We start from the raw sequence: 20,008 nt of genomic DNA on the forward strand, positions 1-20,008 counted from the left end.
TCAGCGCCTCCCCGTGCTGCTGTTGCTCGGTGTGGGGGTGGCCTCACTCAGGGTGTCGCCCGCGATGGTGAAGCCGTAGGCGCGCTGGTCGCCCTCGAAGCGCAGGCTGCGCACCTCGACGCGCTCGTCGTCCGCCCCCTCGCGCCAGACGACCACGAGCTTGGCCTCGACCGCGGTCAGGTGTCGCTCGCCCTGGCGGCGAACCTCCAGACGATAGGTGCCATCCTCGGCCTCGCGCACATCGAAGGCCTCGATGCCGTACTCGGGGGTGATGTCGGTCGGGCGCGTGAGCCCCAGGCCGGGGTAGCTCGCCCACAGACCCACGTTCGCATCGGGGTGCGACCACACGAGCGACGCGCGCAGCGGCGAGGCTTGGCCCATGACGCCGCTGCGGCGCATGCGCGCGACGAGGGCCGCGAGACCGTCGGCGTCGTTGGCCGCATGCGCGGCGGCGCGCAGCTCGGCGAAGCGCACGGAGGACCACAGGAGCGCGGTGCGCGCGAGGCCCACCGCGTCACCAGGCTGACCCGTCTGCGCCAGCGCTTGCTCGAGGCGCAGCGCTTCATCCACGCGCCCTGCGCCAGCCGCCGCTTGGGCGAGCAACAGGTTGACGCTGGTGTCGTCAGGGCGGATGGCCGCGAGGGTCTGGTACTGCCGGTACGCTTCGTCGAACCAGCCGTGGGCGCGGTAGAGGTCGCCCAGGCGGCGGCGCGCTAGCTCGTCGCGCGGCGCGAACTCGACGATCTCACTGAACACGCGACGCGCCTCGGCCTCGTCCTCGAGGCGCAGATAGAACTCGCCGATGGCGGTGCGCACCCCGGCGTCGGCCAGGGGGCTCTGGCGCATGGTGCGGGCCAGGCGACGCGCCTCGGCGCGCTGTCCGGTGCGCTCGAGCAGCTCGAGCAGCTGCAGCTGCAGCTCCATGTGGGTGGGGAACTGCGCGATCAGCCGACGCAGCACGCGCACCTTGGCGGCGTCGTTGGCGGCACCCGCCATCGCGCGGTCGATCATCTCTTGGTCCACGTTCGAACCAAAGGTGCGGCGCACCAGGCGCAGGTCCTCGGCCGACCGCACGCGGCGCACGATGGCGTTGCGGAAGTAGCCGCGCAGGCTGGAGCTGGTGGACGCGGTGTAGAGCGAGATCATCGCGGGGACGTTGCCCGCTCGGCTGAGCATCAGGTCCAGCAGTCGGCGACGCTCGGTCCAGCTGCGCGCCTCGCAGTGCGCGACGGCCTGCTGGTAAACCTGCAGCCACGCGTAGGCGTTGCTGCGGGCTCCCAGGCGCTCTCGCCACAGCTCGACGCGGTCGTCCAGGGAGGCGCGCGACGCGTCGGAGCAGCGGCTGCGCTCGTGGCGCGGCTGCGTGTCGATGGTGACGCGGGTGGTGATGGTGGTGCGTCCACCCGCGTGGTTCATGGCCACGCCCGTGTCAGCGAGCGCCTCGGAGTCTTCAGCCCGGTCGTCGTAGCGCGCGCTTCGCTGTTGGGTGGCGTCGCCCAAGGCGTCGAGCACGTCCGCCGCCTGGTTGCGGCTGCGCTCCGAGCCCGACGCGCTGCGCCGTACGTCACGCTCCTGAACCGGGCCCTGGGAGGCCGCTCGGGAGCGCATGGGCCGTGGCGCGTTCATGGGGCGCGCCTCGCCGCCGCTGCCGCCGCTGCCGTGCCCGATGGTGCCGATGTTGCCCATCCCAAGGGTGCCCTCGCCCATGCCGCCACCGCCGCGACCCGTGCCCGTGATCCCATAGGTACCGGGGGGCGGAGGCGCCTCGTCCCCTGCCAAGCTGCCGAGCGCGCCAGCCATCGCGGCTGCCTCGGCGGGCTGCGCCTCCTCACGGGCCATCCGCCCGTAGCCGGCGGCGTCGTCAGCGGGCGCTTCGGGCTCCGGCGAGGGAGCCGCGGGGACCGGCACGGTGGAGGGCGCGGCGACCACGGGCGCTGGCGAACCGGACTGCGAGTGGGAGCCGGCCCACTGGCCAGGGGGCTCGCTGGGGGAGTCGGCCGACTCCGACTCCTCCATGCTCGGCTCGGGGTAGGTCGCGCTCGTCCCCTCGGGCGAAGCGTCCAGGCTGCAGCCTGCCAGCGCGAACGGGAACAAGAGGGGGTTCGTGGTCGCGGCGTGCGCGTACTGCACGTCGCCCATCAGCTCGCGCGCGCTCGGGCCGAGCTGGCTCAGCTCCTGCTCGCTCGGCACGTAGAAGCTGGTGAAGGGCGTGATCAGCCCGTAGCGGGTGCCGAGGTCGGCGATCTCCTGCCGCCCCTCTCCCGACAGCAAGAGCTGGTGCAGGCGCTCTTGGGCCCAGCGCAGGCGGAGGTCGCCGCTGTCCGAGATGGTCTGGGTCTCGACCTCGAAGGTGCGCTCGAAGGGCTGACCGTGGAGCTCGCCGCGCACGGTCACGGACGTGGGCGGCGTGCCGTCGACACGCCCCACGATGCTGAGCGGTTCGCCGAGCACGACGTCCACTGGGCGCCGCGGGAACTGCTGCTCGATGCCCGCGCCCAGCTCCACCTCGACGCGCTGGGCGACGGGGCGGCGGGCGTGGCCCAGCACCTCGAGCGCCACACGGGCCCCCTCCGCGCGTGTCTCCACGCGACGCGAGAGACCGGAGCCGCGGGTCAGGGTCTCCAGCAGGCCGAGCTCGGCGTCGGCGCCCACCGCGACGGCGTAGGCGCGCAGCGGGCGGGGCAAGCGCGCGACCCGCTCGAGCAGCGCGTCGGCTTCCAGCTCGCCCACCGTGGGGGCGCCGTCACCCACGTAGACCACGACGCCAGGGCGCTGCGGGTCCAGGAGCGCGGCGGCTGCGGCGAGCGTGGCGCCCAGGTCGCTGGCGCCGCCACTCGGGACGCGGGCGAGGCCGTCCAGCAAGGTCTCGACGCGCTCCCGGCTGGCAGGTCCGAGGGCGACGGGCTCGTCGGTGACGGCGCGCAGCCCCAGGTCGCTGGCCACGATGGCGACGCGGTCGTCCGCGGAGAGGTGCGCGGCGAGCGCCTCGATCACGCCGCGGCCCAGCTCGAGCTGCGTCGACTCCGTCGCGGCGGAGACGTCGGCCACCAGCACGAGATCCAGGCCCGGGGGCGTGGTGTTGGCGCCGTCCGCGGTCGCGAGGTCGCGCGGGAGAACGAGGGGCAGGTACCAGTAGTCGCTCTCGGGCTCCTGGGCGATGGGGCCCGCCGAGGGGTCACGCGCGGGCGCCTGGTGCTCGGCGCGATAGGCGAGGCGGCCACGGGGCGTGTCCTCACCGTCCACGAGCTCGAGGAACAGGTCGCTGCGGGGACGGAAGTCGCTGCGGCGCAGCACGACGCGGCCGTCTTCCACGCGCGCCCCGTGACCCGCGCGCACGGACCCGGCCAGGGCCTCGCGGAGGTCGGCCGAGAACTCGAACTCGGAGACCAGCGGGGCATCGCCACCTGCGCCCATGGGGAAGCGGTAGACGCGCGGCTGGTCGGCGCCGGGGCGCCGCAGCCACTCCACGTAGCGGATGGCGATGCGCCGCGTAGCGCCCGGCTGAATGGGGTAGATGCGCGCGCGGTAGCGACCCGGCGCGTCCCACTCGAGCAAGGCCGGGTCCAGGGTGGAGCCGCGGTACACCTGCTGCTGGTACTGACGCGCCGCCTGCGCCTTCTCCTTGATGTAGCCGTCGACCAGCCGGCCCCGGCGGTCCACGGCGAAGCGCTGCAGCACGGCCTGCTCGGGCACGGAGATGCGGTACAGGCCCTCGACCATCTCACTGGCGGGGTTGAAGAACTCCTGCTCCACCTCGGTGACGGCCAGGTCCCCCTCGATGCGCACGTGCACGCTCAGGCGCCGGACCACCAGAGGCCAGCGTGCGAGGCCCACCTCGTCGGGGACACGCGCTTCGAGGACACCCACCCCAGCGCCCTGCTCACGCGCTCCGCCTGGCTCGGCGAGGCCGCCCGTCCAGTCCTCCCAGAGCGTCGCCGGGACGGGCGCGTCGGCCGCTTGAGTGTAGCGCTCGCCGGTCCCGACGGCGCCGGGATGCTCACCGTTCGGAGCCGCGTAGGTGACGTCCCCGCGCACCACGTATACGTTGCGCGCCGGGGTGTTCTCGAGGGACACGGCGGCGTCGCTCAGGTGCAGCTCCATGCCCTCCGTTTCAGTCCCGAAGCGGACGGTCAGGGCGTCCTCCGCGGCCACCTCCACGTAAACGCGGCCGCCATCGACGGTCAGCGTGCCCTCGGCGTCCACCGCCAGCCGAGCGCCGGCGGCCGCCAGCACGCGCGGACCCGCGTCCAGCTCCACCCAGGCGACACCGTCTTGGGGGACACCCAGCTCTTGCCCGGGCGCGAGGCGCAGCGAGGTGGGTGTCCCCTCACCCAGGGACCCACGCACCGCACGCGCCGTCGCGACGGTGTCATGGGTGTCCTCGGGACCACCACCACAGGCCGCGGTGAGCAGCAGGGTCAGCGCCAGGACGCCAGCCGGCCTTGGGAGGCTCCCCGTCCGGGGCAGGTCCCGCCATGCGAGAGGCTTCAGCGAGGGCCGACGCGGGTGACGAACGACCGAGGAGAGGGCGCGGCTGAGCGACATGGAACTCCAGAGGGGCGAGCAAGCGGTCCGAGAGGGGCGACCACGAAGAGGGCTGACGCCCCGGAACGAGAGAAGTTCCGACGCGCGTGGCGCCGGATTCCTTGGCTCGCTCTCCCAGACCCACCAGACGCCTGGGAGCTTCGTCGACGACGTCAGCGTCCCACGCGTGTGGGGAGCGAGGGAAGCCCCGCGTTCGGAGGGCTCGCCCCAGGTGCGGGGCGCGGTCCCAGCGGTCCCAGGACACCCATCCCGCGGGCGCGGTCCCAGGACACCCATCCCGCGGGCGCGGTCCCAGCGGTCCCAGCGGTCCCAGGACACCCATCCCGCGGGCGCGGTCCCAGCGGTCCCAGGACACCCATCCCGCGGGCGCGGTGTGGGTGTCCCCACGCTGTCAGGACTGGCGACCCAAGAGGGCGCGGACCCGGGGATGGAGGAACAGCTCCTCCGTAGGCAACCGCCGAAGCGCGCCTAGGAGGATCGCACGCCGCGCAGTTGGCCCGGCGTCGCGGGGCACGAAGCACCAGCGCTGGGCGCCGACGCGCGCGAGGCCACCCGACGAGGCCTCGGGGAGCGTCTCCTCACGCACGGTGACGCCGACCTTCTCGAGGGCGAGCGTGAGCGCCTCGATATCCGCGCGCAGCGTCTCGTCGGCGTCGTCACGGGCCGTCACCCCCGCAGGATGCGCCCGGAGTCACCCCACGTCGACGGCGATACGCGCACGCGCACGCCTCACGCGCGCCGCTACGGTTGCCCGCCGTCCACACGAATACGCGTGCGAGGGACTTCCTCGTCCCACTCGTCGGACCAACCGGGGTAGTGCACGCGACAGGTCTCGCCGTAGGGCGGCGCCTCGAGGATCTCGGCGCGGTACCAGCGCCCGCGCCACTCCACGTGCACGGCGAGCCCGACCGGCAGGTCCGTGTCGGGGGTGGGTGTCCATCCGCCGGGGTCGTCGGAGCTGCCCATGTTGCCATCCGCCCCCTCGGCGCCCGGGTGCTGGACGAACACCTCCGGGAGATCCGTCCCCTCATCGCTGGCCTGGGGCAGGCGGATGCGTGTCGTGTCGACCGACTCGTCCCATTCGTCGGACCAACCGTCGTAGTGGATGCGGTACATCCCGTCGGGCTGCTGGCCGAGGATGGTCGCCGCGTACCACGATCCTCGCCACTCGACCTGGACCGCCTGTCCCTGGGCGTATGCGGCGGGCACGGTCTGCACAGCGACGGTGGACCCACTCGACGAAGCCCCACCCGAGGCGCCGCAGCCCGACCCGAGCAGATGGGCGACACAGACGATCAGAGCGCCGCTGCGCGCCCCCGCGAAGGACCACCGAGGTAGGAACATGAGCGCCATGCTGCCATGTACGCCGCTTCCGTGGTCTCCCTCCCTCGAACGTGCTCCGGCGTACGCGCGCCAAGCCGCCCCAGCCGCTCGAGGATCCGCTGCTACAGCGGGGTCAACACCACCACCGGCAGCTGCCGCTCCGTGCGCGTCTGATAGCGCTTCCACATCGGGTTCACCGTTGCCCCGAGTTCCCACAGGCGCACGCGCTCCTCGCCCTCTGCAAGCGACGCACGCGCACGCAACGAGCGGCGACCGACCCGCACGTCCGCGATGGGATCCACCTGAAGGTTCTTCCACCACTGCGGGTCGCGCCGCGCCGCGCCGTCCGAGCCGACCACCACATATCGGCCTCCGTCCTCGAAGTACACGAGCGGGGTACTGCGTGGGAGCCCGGTCTTGCGCCCCCTCACCGTGAGCAACAACATGGGCAGCCCCGCCCAGGCCCCGAGGCGCCCACCGCTGCGCTCATAGAGGACAGCATGCGCCTGGAACCCAGCCTTGAGGACGCGCGCACGCAGATGACGGAGCTTGGAAGCCATTGGCGGGACCTTAGCGCTTTGTGACACTGTGTGCAGGTGCCGCCTGCCCTGTCCGAGCGCTCTCGTCGCATCCTGTTCGCTGCCGTCACGGAGTACATCGCGACCGGCGAGCCCGTCGCCTCGCGTCGGTTGCAGAAGGCGTACGAGATCGAGCTGTCCCCCGCGACCATCCGCAACGTGCTCTCGGATCTCGAAGAGGCGGGCTACTTGGTGCAGCCGCACACGAGCTCGGGGCGCGTACCTTCGGAGGCCGGCTTTCGCGCGTTCGTGGACGCGCTGGTGAGCATGCGAGCGGTCTCCACCGCACACCGACGCGCCGTCGGGCGTGCGCTCGGGGCGTTGGGACCCAACGACGACTTGGTCCAAGAGGCGGGTGAGCTGCTCAGCTCGCTCACTGGCGCGGTGTCGGTCATCACGCGGCCGAAGCCAGAGGAAGAGGAGCTGGACCAGCTGCGCTTCATGCTGCTGCGCGCGGGGCAAGTGCTGGCTGTCCTCGTGACGCGGGCGGGGACCGTCCAGAACCGCGTGCTGGCGTTGCCCGAGGGCGTCGACGCGAGCGAGCTCGAGCGGCTCAACAACTACCTGGGCGAGCACGCGCCGGGGAAGTCGCTCCGTCAGCTGCGTGACTTCCTGGCGGCGCGTCAGGACGATCGGCGCGACGAGTACGACGCCCTGCGCGGGCACGCGAGCGCTCTGATCGAGGCGGCCGCCGACAGCGCCCCCAGCGCGCTTTCGACCGTGGTGATCGAAGGACAGCAGCGCCTGTTCGACCGGCCCGAGTTCGGCGACGCCGCAAAGATCCGAGGATACCTGCGCGCCTTCGAAGACCGCGAGCGGCTGCTGAGCCTGTTGGACGAGACGATCGCCGCGGGCGGCGTCCAAGTGCTGATTGGCGCCGAGGCGAACCTGCACCCCGTGGAGGACATCTCACTCATTGCGACGCGCTACGAGGCGGGGCAGCGCGCACACGGAACGCTAGGTGTGGTGGGGCCTACGCGCATGGACTACGCGCAGGTCGTCCCCTTGGTGCGCTACACCGCCAGCTTCGTGAGCGAGCGCCTGGGAGGCGGTCGAGACGAGCGCGTGGAACGCGTGGAGCGGGAAGCGCGCGAGGGACGCGACGACCAGGGGTCAGTCGCAGGCGACGAGCGAGGGGGGAGCGACGACCACGAGGGACGCACCACGGGTGATGGGCGAGGCGCTCGCGAAGGGCGTGCAGAACCTAGGCGGGACGGGTCGAGCGGGCCCCACGAGGACGGGCACCGACGGTGATCGTAGCCGCGCCGTTCCTGCCCGTCCGCGGGGTGCTGTTCGTGTGCGCCCACAACTCCGCGCGCAGCCCCATGGCCGAGGCGCTCGCGCGGGCGCGCTTGCCGGAGACGGTCCACGTGACGAGCGCTGGACGGGACCCGAGCGCTGGCGTGCACCCCCTGGCCGTCGAGACCCTGCGCGAGGAGGATCGCCTCGACATCCGCAGCCACCGACCGCGACAGCTCAGCACCGTCGACCTGTCGCGGGTGGACCTCGTGATCTCGCTTGCGGGCCGCGACATCCTCTCCGACCTCCCCCGCGGGCTCGAACGGCTACACTGGGACACGGAGGACCCCACCCTGATCGGCTACGACCTGCGCCGGGACGTCCTGCTGGACCGCTTTCGGGACGTCCGAGACTCCCTCGTTCGACGCATCGGGCAGCTCGTCAGTCGCGGCCACGAGAGCTTCGGCCCGCCAGGTCTGCGCTGAGCTTCGCGGGACACCCATTCGGCCTGGGGACACCCATTCGGCCTGGGGACACCCATCCCGCCCGGGGACACCCATCCCGCCCGGGGACACCCATCCCGCCTGGGGACACCCGTCCCGCCCGGGGACACCCATCCATTCCGCTCTTGTGAATGAACGCTCAGTCAGTACCCTGCTCGGATGTACTCACCGCGCGGTGAGCTTCCGAGGAGCGAGCGATGATCGAGTGGAGCGAACAACACAAGCAGATCCGGTCCATGGTGCGGCGCTTCGTCGAGACCGAGATCGTCCCGCAGATCGACGAGCTGGAGCACGGGGACACGCCGCCGTACGAGGTCCTGCGCAAGATGCTGAAGACGTTCGGCATCGGCGACATGGCGAAGGGAAAGTTTCTCGCGGAACTCGAGCGCAAGAAGAAGGGTGAGGTACGCGAGAAGAAGGAGCGCGAGGGTTTCCACGGTCCCTCCGCAGACGCGATGGCGATGCAGCTGATCCCCATCGTCGAGCTCTGCCGCCACAGCCCGGGCATGGTGACCGCCCTCGGGGTCAGCATCGGGCTCACGGCAGGCGCCATCGAGCGCAAGGGAACCCTCGCACAGCAAGAAGAGTTCGTGCCGCCGCTGCTCACGCTGGAGAAGGTCGGCGCCTGGGCCATCACGGAGCCGGGCAGCGGCTCCGACGCGTTCGGCTCCATGCGCGCCAGCGCCCGCCGCGACGGAGACGACTACATCCTGAATGGCAGCAAGACGTTCATCACGAACGGGCCGTACGCGGACACCATCGTGTTCATCTGCCGGCTCGAGGGCGCCGCAGGGCCCGATGGCGAGCTACCCATCGTCAGCTTCATCCTCGACCGCGGCATGAAGGGGCTCGAGCAGAGCAAGCCGCTCCGCAAGATGGGGATGCACAGCTCACCCACAGGGCAGCTGTTCCTCGACGACGTGCGGGTCCCCAAGTCGCGCGTGCTTGGCGAGAGCGAGGAAGGCGGGGCCCGCAAGAGCGCGAAAGACACGTTCGGGAGCGAGCGCACCGGGGTCGCGGCGATGTCCCTCGGCATCATCGAGCGCTGCCTCGAGCTGTGTAAGGAGTACGCCAAGACCCGCGTGCAGTTCGGCAAAGCCATCGGCGAGTTCCAGCTGATCCAGCTCAAGCTCGCCAAGATGGAGGTGGCCCGCATGAACGTGCAGAACCTCGTCTTCCGGCAGATCGAGCTCGCGGGGCACGGGAAGCACATGAACCTCGCTGAAGCATCCGCAGCCAAGCTGTACTGCGCGCAGAGCGCGATGGAGGTGTGCCTCGAGGCCGTCCAGCTATTCGGCGGGAACGGGTACATGGCCGAGTACCGCGTGGAGCAGCTGTGCAGAGACGCAAAAGTGCTTCAGATCTACGGAGGAACCGACGAGATTCAGATCTCTCAGATCGCTCGCTCGATGCTGAGGGACGCGTAGTCCCCGCGAACCGCCGCGCACAACGCTTGCTATTGGCGAGCAAAGGTCGCATTTTCGGGCGTCGTCGTGGCCTCTTGGGCGCTTCGCGAACTTGACCTGTACACGCGTGAACCGCAGTATGGTCCCCCCCCTGTAAGTGAGCGTCTCGAGGTACTGACCGATCATGGCCGAACAGCGATATCGCGTAGTAGAGCGCTTAGCCGCTGGTGGCATGGCCGAGGTGTTCGTCGGCGACGCCATGAGCGTGCAGGGCTTCAAGAAGCGCGTGGCGATCAAGCGCGTCTTGCCGCACCTGGCGTCCAACGAGAACTTCATCGGGATGTTCCTGGACGAGGCCCGCCTCGGGGCGCGCATGAACCACGCGAACATCGTGTCGGTCATGGATATCGGCGCGGCCGACAACACCTACTTCATCGTGATGGAGTACGTGGACGGGGCGAACCTCAAGACCATCATCGAGGTGCTGCTCAAGCAGGGGCGCACCGTACCGATGAAGGAGGCCGTCTACATCGCGATGGAGGCCAGCCGCGGCCTCAGCTACGCGCACGAGCTGTGCGACGACGAGGGCAATGACCTCGACATCGTGCACCGCGACATCTCCCCGCCGAACATCCTCATCAGCAAGCGCGGTGAGGTGAAGGTCACCGACTTCGGCCTCGCGAAGGCGAGCACACAGCTGGAGAAGACCGACCCGGGCGTGGTGAAGGGCAAGTTCAGCTACCTGGCGCCCGAGGCCGCCGTGGGCGACGCGGTCGATGAGCGTGCGGACATCTTCGCGCTGGGCATCGTGCTTTGGGAGATGATCGCGGGGCGGCGCCTGTTCCTGGGCGACTCGGACTACCAGACCGTCAAGCTGGTGCAGCAGGCGCAGGTGCCGAGCTTGTCCGCGATCAACCCCGAGGCCGACGAGGCGCTCGAGCGTGTGCTGGCGAAGGCGTTGGCGAAGAACCCTGCTGACCGCTACCAGACGGCGCGCGAGATGAGCGACGCGCTGGCGGGTTTCCTGTTCAGCCACCAGCTGAAGGTCACCTCCTACGACATCGCCGCCCTCGTGAAAAACGCCGTCGAGAACGAGGACAAGCCGCGCGCAGCTGTCGGGCAACAGTCGATCATCGACAAGCTCATCCAGGAAGAGCTCGTGCGCTTCACCTCGCTCGGTGGCGACGGAGGTGGGGCAGGACACGCGCTGGACATGGACGACGACATGGGGGGCGCGCAGCCTCTCGATGCGGGCTCGTTCGAGGATCCGTCCTCCTGGTTCAGCGACGACGGGGATGGTGCGGGGTTCGGGTTCGGGGAGGGCGCCGGAGCCGAGGGCGCAGCCCCGCTGCCGGGCTGGCGTGAGTCTGGCGTGGACGACGGAATCGCCAAGCTGGAATCGCAGAACGTGGACCTCGATGCGGTGGCCGGTGTGAGAAGCGCAGGCGGGTCGAACGGGGGTTCGAGCAGCAGCACGGGCGGAGGGACACCCACGACGACGGCTCCGCGCGATGCCTCGGACTCCTCGCCCTCGAGGACACCCACAGCGGCGGGAGCTCCGGAGGCTGCGTCGGGGGGGTCAGGCAAGTGGATGCTCGTGGCGCTACTCGTCGTCGCCGTTGGCGGTGCAGCTGCGTTCCTCATGACACAGTCCTGAGCCAGGCCGTCAGCCTGCCTGACGGACTTTGGGCCTGGCGGGCGGGCCGGGGACACCCATCTGCTTGGGCCTGGCGGGCCTGCCGGGGACACCCATCTGCTTGGGCCGGCCGGGGACACCCATCTGCGGGCCAGGCGCGTGGGCCTGCCGGGGACACCCATCTGCTTGCCTTCCGGGCCGGGCCCCCACTCAGCGTACCTCGCGTAGCCGCCGCCCGAGGCGTCGCTGCTCACGTCGACTCAGCGTCTGGGTGCCGAACCGCGCTGCGACGTAGGCTTCAGTGATGGCCTGGACGACATCCGCACCGGGGTGACCACGTTGCGCTATCAACTCCATGTGTTGGATGGGTGTCCTCGCAGCGGGTCGTGGCACGCCGACGCGCGCCAACCGCCGCTCGAGCGACTGGTACAGCGCACGGGCACGCGCGGCGTCCTCGGACAGCGTGCCCTGCCCGGACGTGCGTCCACGGCGCAAGACCAGCGCCCCGACGAGGAGGACGCCAAGCAGGCACGCCGCCGCGATTGCCCCCCGCGACCGCCCCCCGTGCAACGCGACGCCAAGCTGCGACTCGTCGTCCCCTCCCGTGGCCGCCCTCGGGCCGAGGACACCCAACTCGCGCAGGAACGCTCCGATCGCGCGGAGTCCGTCCACTTGGGCGCGTAGGTCATAGCCCACGACGCGCCTTTGCCAGGCGGTCCGGAGGGCGTCGAGCACGTCCATCACCGGTGACAGGAACGCTGACTGTGCTGGTCCGTTGTCCGCCCGCACCGCTGGTGTGGGGTCCAGAGTGCGCCAGTCTCCATCGATGTGGGCCTCCACCCAGCTATGGGCGTCGCCGTTCCGGACGGCGTAGTAGCCGCCGAAGCGGTTGAACTCACCGCCGACGAAGCCGGTCACGCTCCTTGTCGGGACACCCACCGTCCGGAGCATGATGGCCATGGCGCTCGAGAAGTACTCGCAGTGGCCCGCGCGCGCCTCGAACAGGAACACGTGGAGCGGGTCTTGGCCCGCGGTGTCCGGCTGGACGAGACTGTACGAGAACTCCCCCGATGACCGCAGGTAGTCGCGCACGCGCACGGCCATCTCGGACGTCGAGCGCGCCCCGCTCACCACCTCTCGTGTCAGCGCCGCGATGCGCTCGTGCCCCTCTGGCACCTGCAGGTAGGCCTCGCGTTCTAGCGCGCTGAGCTCCCGGGGCCGAGCAGGCGCGTCCCAGGTGGTTGGCGCGCGCTCCCAGACGGCCTCGTCGGGGGCAGTCACCGCATCGTACGCCAGGGGGAGGCCATCTGGCTCGAGGTAGCGTAGGTCGAGCCCGCTCCGAAGCTCCAGCCGACGGTACACCACCACACCGTTGGAGACGCGGGCGCTGACGTCGACTGCCACGGCTCGTTCGGGGAGGAACACGACGGGATCGTCCAAGGGGTCCACCAAGACGCTGAGATGGGTGTCCCCGGCATCCGGCCGCCGGCGAAGCAGCACGCGCTCTCCGATGTCGACGACACGCTCCTGGTCGTCGAGTTGCCGCGACCAGTGACCGGCCTCGTAGTGGTCGAACGAGGTCCCGCGCATGCGAAACGCGCGGTACGGAGCGGGGGACGCAGACAGGTGCTGCGGAGTGATGCGCATCACAACGGTCGGGTCATCGCGGATGACACCGAAGCCGCCCAGCTGGATGTCCCCGCCAAAGCCCACGACACTGGACGGATCCCCGTCGCCCAAAGAGAGGAATCCGAGTCCCACCCGCGGGAAGAGCAGGAAGAAGAAGGCCGTGACGAAGAACAGCGGTAGCGAGAGCAACGCCGTTCCCGCCAAGAAGCCGCTCCCCACGAGCGGCCGCTGAAGCCAGACCTGGGCCTCCGGTGACGGGCCATCCGTGATCGTCGCACCGGGCAACGCATATTGGGTTTCCAGCTCCCCGCGGAGGTGGTTGAGCGCCAGGATCCAAGGCGTGATCACCACATAGAGGAGAAAGATCAGCGCGTAGTCGAGCCCGTTCGAGAGGATGGTCGCCGCCAGTAGGTGGATGATGGCCAAGACCGCGATGTGCTGGTGGTCGAGCGCCCCGCGACGGTGATAGAGGCGCGACACTTGGAGGACACCCACGAACTCCACAGAGAGCGTGAGGATGGATGTCCCCGAAAACCCGCGCGCCACTTGGAGGACACCCACCGCCGCCATCAGGGCGGTGACCGCCCGCGACCAACGGACGGGGAGGAACCGCCGCTCGTCGACGAACCAGCTCGCGACCACGAGGACACCCATCACGAGGATCAAGGGGGGCTGCAGGGTGTCCCCAAGGGTCAGCGCGAAGAGGCCGATGCTGGCCACGAGATAGGTAACGAGCTTGTGGAGCCGAAGGAAGCTCATGCGGCGTGCTCCGGCCGAGAGGGCGGTGGCGACCCCGGGAGGCGACCTGGACCGGGCGCCACGCCCGAGACGTCGACCGCGACGCGCAGCGTGAAGCCGTCCCGCATCCGCGGCGACGATGCCGGGGCCCGATGTGCGAACTCCGGACGCGACTGGGACCGGTCGGTAGTGGGCGGATCGAGCGACGCGAGGGGGTCCGCTGCGAATGGCGCGAGCAGCGCCAAGAACCGAAGGAGGGGGTCGGCACTTGCGCCAGCGTCGACCCGCACACTCGCCGAGTGTTCGCATCGAATTGCGACAGAAATCCCCTGTGCCAGCGAGGCTACGGCGAGGGACGCGCACTCGGAGACGGCGTGCTCGAAGGCCGCTTCCCACTTGTCCCGTGCATGAGCGGCGCTGGGAGGGCGCTCGTCCAGCAGAAGCGTCAGGGTCCGGTCCGCGTCGGCGGCCCGCTCACGCGACACGAGGCGGCCCTGACTCGCGCTACGCCGCCAGTGGATGTCCCGGGATTCGTCCGAAGGGCGGTGGGGCCTGAGTCCGAGCGTGTCATGCCCGAAACCTCGCCGCGGGCTACTATCCACCATGCCACGCGCGTCCGTGGGTAGCCTCGGGGGTGCGACCTCGCGGACCGCCGGAAACACCAACACCTGTTCCGCTGTGGCCCTGCGGCTGACCTTCTCGATGAGCCCAAAGGGGTAGCGGGTGGCCACCAACAGCATCCCGAGCGAGTGGACACCCCGGCGGAGTGGGGTGAGTGAGGTCGACACGGTCACGTGCGCGCGAGCGGGGACCCGGACGACGTATGTGCCGCGGCCGGTGAAGGCTCCCACTGCAGATGGGTGTCCTCTGGAGGACGTCCCGGATGGGTGTCCTCTGGACGCCTCCTGGGCGGCCTCCTCGTTGGGTGGGTGTCCTCTGGCGACCTCCTCTCTGGCGACCTCCTCGCGGATGTCCAGCGAGAGACTCGGAAGGTACCGCTTGGTGTTCACCAGCCTGACCTCGATGGAGTGCGCGACCCCGACGTACAAGCGCGGCGGAAGCCTCCGGTGGGCTTGCAGCTGGTACAGCGCCAGGTCGCTGAGGGTGCCGCTCACGAGCAGTAGGCTGAGCAGCAGCCCGAGGATGAGGTAGAGCAAGTTGTTGCCCGTGTTGACAGCCGCGATGCCCACTCCGAAGGTGACGAAGACATAGCCCTTCCCCTGACGAGTGAGCGAGAAGCGCTGACGCCGGCGGCCGATGCGGCTCATAGCGGCACGGGTAGAGAGTGCAGCAGCTCGCGAATCACCCCCTCTGCCAGCGTGCGGTCGAGGGGGTCGCCCGTGGTGCGCACGCGGTGAGCCAGGACAGGGACGGCCAGCGCATGAACGTCATCAGGCGTCGCATAGCCGCGAGACTGCACCAAGGCATGCGCTCGGACCGCACGTTCGAAGGCGAGGGCCGCGCGTGTACTCGCGCCGAGCGTCAGCCGCGGCGTGTTGCGTGTTGCGATGACTAGCTCGTGCACGTAGGCGACGATTGCGTCATCGACCCTCACCGCGTCGACGCACGCTCGCGCCGCGGCGAGCTGCTCCAGCGACCAGCAGCGAGAGAGCGCCGCGACGGGGTCCCCGGCGCCACGCTCGCGCAGGAGGGCGCGCTCGACCTCGGGGGCGGGGTAGCCAATCCGGAGCCGGACCAAGAAGCGGTCGAGCTGCGACTCGGGGAGAGGATATGTACCGTAGAAGTCGTCCGGGTTCTGGGTGGCGACGACGAAGAACGGCTCCTCCAGGCGATGCGTCTGACCCTCGATGGAGACCTGTCGTTCATCCATCACCTCCAGCAAGGCGGACTGCGTCTTGGGGGTGGTACGGTTGATCTCGTCGGCTAGGAGAAGCTGCGTGAAGACGGGCCCCGGACGAAACTGGAACGTCCCCGCCACTGGGTCGTACACGTTACCCCCGAGCACGTCGGCTGGCATCAGGTCGCTGGTGAACTGCAGGCGACGAAACTCGACCCCCAATGACGAGGCCAGGGCTCGAGCGAGCGTGGTCTTTCCCACGCCGGGGACATCCTCGATGAGCACATGCCCGCCAGCCAGGAGTGCCGTCACCGCCAACTCCACGACATCCGCCTTTCCACGGAGCACCGCGCCAACATGAGCTACCAGCAGCTGGGTAGCCCGCGCAGCCACCATGACCTCGGCCTCGGCCTCGGCCTCGGACGACGCGCGCAGCGACGTACGTCGTCCGGTGGCGAGTGGGGAAGACGAGGCCGATGGCGGGACTAGCGGCGGGACCGACGGCGAGGAATGCGAGGACACCCAGGCAGACTACTACCCGCAGCGCCGGGTCATTCCTGGTTTTGTGTGCGTCGGAGAGGCGAGGGGCGCAGCTGTGCGTGAAGCGGCGCAGCGTGACTGTCCGGGTGGGCTCTCTCTGACTCCAGCTCGAACCCGCCACCCCCAGGCCCGCGCAACGCGGTCCCGTGAACCTTGCTCCCAACGCGCGCTTGGTGGACCATGTCGCGGTCCGGAATGCCGGCGCCCCCACCCTGTTCCCGAAGGTACTCATGCGCATCTCCCTCTCCGACGTTTCGCTGAACCAGGCCCAGGTCGACATCCTCGTCGTGGGGGTCCGCTCGAACAACCCGAAGAAGGACGAGATGCTCGACAAGATCGAGAAGGCCGCAGGAGGCACTCTCGTCGCGCGAGCCATCAAGGACGAGGGCTTCGAGGGCAAGGCTGGCCAGACGTTGAAGCTGGCTGTGGGCGGGCGGCTCAAGGCGGGTTGGGTCTTGCTGGTGGGGCTGGACGGAAAGCCGACGGCCGAAGACGCGCGGTCGCTCGGCCTGCGCGCGGTACGTGCGGCGAGGCAGCAGAAGAGCGTCGCCATCGTTCTGCCCCAAGACACACCAGAAGAAGCTCGGCTCGCCGTAGAGGGCCTCCTCGGGGCTGCTTACCGCTACGAGAGCTACAAGACGGGCAGCAGGAAGACCAAAGGCGGGCTCAAGAGCGCTCTGCTGCTGACGGCGGACAAGAAGCGGGCCGAGATGCGCGACGCGCTCAAGCATGGGCGGGCCATCGGAGAGGCGGTCAACCTCGCGCGTGATCTCGTCAACGGGCCGCCAAACGACATGAACCCGGTCGCGCTGGCGCAAGCGGCAAAGAGCGCATGTGATGTTGCGGCGGCAGAAATTGGGAACGGCAGCCTCACCTGCAAGGTTCACGACGAGAAGTGGATCGCCAAAGAGCGGATGGCCCTGTTTCTTGCGGTAAACGCTGGAGGGACGACGCCGCCTAGGGTCGCGCACCTCACGTACAAGCCCGCCGGCGCCAAGAAGAAGGTCGTATTCGTGGGCAAGGGACTCACCTTCGATGCGGGTGGGCTCTGCATCAAACCGGCAGGCTCGATGGTCGACATGAAGTGCGACATGGCTGGGGCCGCCGTCACGGTCGCCGTCGTCATCGCGGCCGCACGAATGGGGTTGCCCGTGGAGGTCCACGGCATCATCGGCACCACCGAGAACCTCTTGGGGGCGTCCGCCTACCGGCCGAGCGACGTCTACACGTCACGAGAAGGCAAGACGGTCGAGATCATCAACACGGACGCCGAGGGGCGCCTCGTTCTGGCCGACGTGCTGCACTGGGCCAGTGAGCTCGAGCCGGACTACATGATCGACCATGCCACGCTGACGGGAGCATGCATGATCGCGCTCGGCAACTACCGCGCCGGACTGTACGGGAACGACGACGACTTCGCAGAAGCCTATCTGGAAGCGGCGCGAGCGAGCGGCGAAGCCTACTGGCGCATGCCCCTCGACGCCGACCTCAAGCCGTCGCTGAAGAGCGACGTCGCGGATCTCAAGCACACAGGTTCCCGGTACGGCGGCTCCATCACTGCCGCCCTGTTCCTGCAGGAGTTCATCGGTAAGACCCGCTGGGTCCACCTGGACATCGCGGGCCCCGCGTACGTCGACCACGCACACGGTCGCCACCCAAAGGGCGGGACAGGCTTCGGCGTAGCGACGGGTGTCAGCTTCCTGGAGCAACTGGCACGAGACTCGGAGAGTTCAGGGGACACCCATACGGGCTGAGCTCGTACGGCATACATCGTTTTCCTCGGGTTCGCCCGGGGTCCGCGCCCAGGTCCGCCCAGTTGGACAACCATCCCAGTTCTCCCGGGGACATCCTCTCAGTTTGAGGGGAAGGGGACACCCACCCATCGCGTCCTCGTAACGTCCTCCTAAGGACACCCATCGTTAATTGGAGACTCGAGCACAGCCATGCGGCGTCCCCTTCGCTGCAACGATTTCGAGGTGCAACGGACCCAGATGCCGATCCTAGGCGCGCTTCGAGCTACACACGCCACATCGAGTCGTCTCTGCGACGCCCGCCGCGCACGGGCTCGATGCTCAGCCGTTCTACTGGCGTGCACCGTGTACCTGCTTGGAGGCTGGTTCTTGCCGAGCGTAGGGTTGGCGCACCTTGGGCACGTCATCCAACAGGCTGAGCGCTACATCAAGCTCGACGTATCAGGGTACCGCGTGCGAGTCGTCGTGTCGCTCACGCTTGGCGCACAGGAGATGAGCCGGGTGATGCACCAGGCCGACACCGACCAGAACGGGTGGGTGTCCCCGGGAGAACGCGACGCGTACATGGCACTCTGGGGCGACGGTCTCCGGGAAGAGCTACGCATCTCGGTGGACGGCACATTGGTCGAGGTCCTGTATGGGGAGGCCTTCATGCAGCCGATCGGGCCAGTGTCCGCCGTAGACGGCGCCGTCGAGATGGTCGGCGAGTTCGTCCTCGATGGCGGTGAGCATCTCGTCTCCGTGGCAGACGATATGCCACGGGACGCGTTCGACCGTACCGACTTGTCATTTCGGGCACGGGATGCGGCAACGTTGCTAGCTAGCGGTATCGGTGAGTTTCCCACCGAGTTGACCGAGCATGGGTCGGTCCACCGAGACACACCGTATCCCGAGGCGTTCAGCATGAGAGTGCGGGTGCCGTACCGTCCGCGAACGTTCGGGGAGCGCCTTCGGGTGATGGCACCGTGGATTGGTCTAGTGGTGGTCCTGCTGGGTGCCGCGCTATGGCACTGGCTCAAGCGGCGCGACGGTCCGCGATCTCGTCGGTAGTCGATGACGGCGTGGAAGCACGCCTTCGATATGCCGTCTGCGCCCACCCTCTATTGACGGAGCGACACACTCTGCGACGCTGCGCGTCCTCATCGATGAGATGTCGCTCGCCGATTGCCGCGAAGCGCAACGAGCGCAACGCCTCCACGCTGCTCGCCCATGCCTCGCAGGACAGGCCGACATCATGCAGCAGCGTCGCCGCATCGTGCGATAGTCGCCCTTGCTTGGTGGGATGCGCGGCCATTCCGATGCTTCGAACGAGCTCGACGTACGCGGCTCTCTCGAAGGGGATCGAGTCGTTCGCGGCACCATCACGCCCAGCATGCTCGTCCGAGAATGGCAGCAAGGCCGGCGCACTCATCCCTGGCTTGCTCGCCGATTCGGCTCGCACCAGCGATCCGGTGGCCTGTGGGAGCGCAACGCAGCGTATGCCTTCTCCGTGCGGTGGGCTCGCGGTGGACACGACGCGACCGACCTCCGACAAGCGCTGCTGGATCGATGTAAAGTCCGCCTCGGCGAGCGTGCCTGCCAGGCCGGCACGAGTGGGATTGAGATCGACATATGCCATGCAGGTGAGCAAAGCGCCGACGTCGAGTAGTGGCCGACACTTGAACCGCCCCTCCCAGAAGCGTCCAGTGCAGCCGTCTTCCCGATTCGCGCGACGTGCGATGCGCTCGTTCAGACAACGCATGAACCAGCTCAAGCTGGAGAGGCGAGCCCTGTACGCGTCCACACAGTCCTCCTGTGGCCCTGCCGCTTCGGCGAGCCGGACCGCGTGCGGAAAGAGTCGCCGCGCACGGTCGACGACTTCGGCCGCCGTCCAACGCGCGGCTTGGTCGGTGTCGAGACGAAGGACGAGGTGAAGGTGATTGCTCATGACGGCGTACGCACACACATCGATCGCGAACACGCGCTGCAAGGTCGCCATCTCCTCCAGCACCCATCGCTTGCGGTGATCGAAGCGACGTCCGGATACGCCGTCGACGCCGAGCAGGAACGCCTGACGGACGCAACGCGACATGCAGTGATAGTACGGTGTAGTCTCCGGGTGGACTTGGAGGGAGCGTGGTGTGGTCATGAGACGCACACTTGCACAGGGGTGTGACACCGCTCGGGCGCGCGCTGGAAGGAGGAGGAGACCGTGTCGTTCGATTGTCGCCTCAGTCGACGTGGGTGTCCCCGAGCTGGCGCGTCGCCTCAGTCGACGTGGGTGTCCCCGAGCTGGCGCGTGGGTGTCCCCGAGCTGGCGCGTGGGTGTCCCCGAGCTGGCGC

General features: G+C 69.1%; 14 protein-coding genes. 6 read left to right on the plus strand and 8 right to left on the minus strand.

The annotated features are described in order from the left end of the window. The 4 genes from H6726_01310 to H6726_01325 all read right to left on the minus strand — a co-directional run bounded on the left by H6726_01310 (position 1) and on the right by H6726_01325 (position 6,428). On the minus strand, positions 1 to 4,545 hold the full coding sequence (locus tag H6726_01310) for a hypothetical protein (GenBank protein ID MCB9656258.1): 4,545 nt from the start codon (positions 4,543 to 4,545) through the stop codon (positions 1 to 3). Between the two features lie 391 nt (positions 4,546 to 4,936). Beyond that, complete coding sequence (locus H6726_01315) at positions 4,937 to 5,215, minus strand: hypothetical protein (GenBank protein MCB9656259.1); 279 nt, start codon at positions 5,213 to 5,215, stop codon at positions 4,937 to 4,939. A 71-nt stretch (positions 5,216 to 5,286) separates the two neighbouring features. Continuing rightward, the gene (locus H6726_01320; GenBank protein MCB9656260.1) at positions 5,287 to 5,889 is read right to left on the minus strand and encodes a hypothetical protein; all 603 of its coding nucleotides are present in this window, start codon (positions 5,887 to 5,889) and stop codon (positions 5,287 to 5,289) included. 101 nt (positions 5,890 to 5,990) lie between these two features. Continuing rightward, entirely contained in the window at positions 5,991 to 6,428 is a 438-nt protein-coding gene (locus tag H6726_01325) for a nitroreductase family deazaflavin-dependent oxidoreductase (GenBank protein ID MCB9656261.1), read from the minus strand. A gap of 36 nt (positions 6,429 to 6,464) precedes the next feature. Between H6726_01325 and hrcA the strand changes: the two genes are divergently transcribed. The 4 genes from hrcA to H6726_01345 all read left to right on the plus strand — a co-directional run bounded on the left by hrcA (position 6,465) and on the right by H6726_01345 (position 11,251). Next, positions 6,465 to 7,700, plus strand: a complete 1,236-nt coding sequence (hrcA, locus tag H6726_01330; GenBank protein ID MCB9656262.1) for a heat-inducible transcription repressor HrcA — start codon at positions 6,465 to 6,467, stop codon at positions 7,698 to 7,700. Further along, on the plus strand, positions 7,697 to 8,170 hold the full coding sequence (locus H6726_01335; GenBank protein MCB9656263.1) for an arsenate reductase: 474 nt from the start codon (positions 7,697 to 7,699) through the stop codon (positions 8,168 to 8,170). Before hrcA ends, H6726_01335 begins: the two co-directional genes overlap by 4 nt. 215 nt (positions 8,171 to 8,385) lie before the next feature. Continuing rightward, positions 8,386 to 9,615, plus strand: coding sequence for an acyl-CoA dehydrogenase family protein (locus H6726_01340; GenBank protein MCB9656264.1), 1,230 nt, complete (start codon positions 8,386 to 8,388; stop codon positions 9,613 to 9,615). 163 nt (positions 9,616 to 9,778) lie between these two features. Beyond that, the gene (locus H6726_01345; GenBank protein MCB9656265.1) at positions 9,779 to 11,251 is read left to right on the plus strand and encodes a serine/threonine protein kinase; all 1,473 of its coding nucleotides are present in this window, start codon (positions 9,779 to 9,781) and stop codon (positions 11,249 to 11,251) included. Between the two features lie 189 nt (positions 11,252 to 11,440). Here H6726_01345 and H6726_01350 read toward each other — a convergent pair whose 3' ends face one another. Genes H6726_01350 through H6726_01360 form a run of 3 tightly spaced genes read right to left on the minus strand, consistent with a single transcriptional unit; the run spans position 11,441 to position 15,791 of the window. Beyond that, positions 11,441 to 13,618 (minus strand): DUF3488 domain-containing protein, encoded by a 2,178-nt coding sequence (locus H6726_01350; GenBank protein MCB9656266.1) that lies wholly within the window; start codon positions 13,616 to 13,618, stop codon positions 11,441 to 11,443. After that, complete coding sequence (locus H6726_01355; protein MCB9656267.1) at positions 13,615 to 14,865, minus strand: DUF58 domain-containing protein; 1,251 nt, start codon at positions 14,863 to 14,865, stop codon at positions 13,615 to 13,617. The genes H6726_01350 and H6726_01355 overlap by 4 nt, the downstream gene beginning before the upstream one ends. Continuing rightward, positions 14,862 to 15,791 (minus strand): MoxR family ATPase, encoded by a 930-nt coding sequence (locus H6726_01360; protein MCB9656268.1) that lies wholly within the window; start codon positions 15,789 to 15,791, stop codon positions 14,862 to 14,864. Before H6726_01360 ends, H6726_01355 begins: the two co-directional genes overlap by 4 nt. Positions 15,792 to 16,165: 374 nt before the next feature. Here H6726_01360 and H6726_01365 point away from each other — a divergent pair, with 374 nt between their 5' ends. Continuing rightward, positions 16,166 to 17,689 carry a leucyl aminopeptidase gene (locus H6726_01365; protein MCB9656269.1) on the plus strand — a complete coding sequence of 508 codons (1,524 nt, stop codon included), beginning with the start codon at positions 16,166 to 16,168 and terminating at the stop codon, positions 17,687 to 17,689. A gap of 342 nt (positions 17,690 to 18,031) precedes the next feature. Then, positions 18,032 to 18,736, plus strand: coding sequence for a hypothetical protein (locus H6726_01370; GenBank protein MCB9656270.1), 705 nt, complete (start codon positions 18,032 to 18,034; stop codon positions 18,734 to 18,736). Here H6726_01370 and H6726_01375 read toward each other — a convergent pair. Continuing rightward, on the minus strand, positions 18,702 to 19,757 hold the full coding sequence (locus tag H6726_01375; protein ID MCB9656271.1) for a transposase: 1,056 nt from the start codon (positions 19,755 to 19,757) through the stop codon (positions 18,702 to 18,704). The two genes, H6726_01370 and H6726_01375, sit on opposite strands and share 35 nt — an antisense overlap. Between the last annotated feature and the right edge of the window lie 251 nt (positions 19,758 to 20,008).

It is taken from the genome of Sandaracinaceae bacterium (assembly GCA_020633055.1).
Taxonomy (GTDB): Bacteria; Myxococcota_A; Polyangia; order Polyangiales; family Houyiibacteriaceae; genus JADJJE01.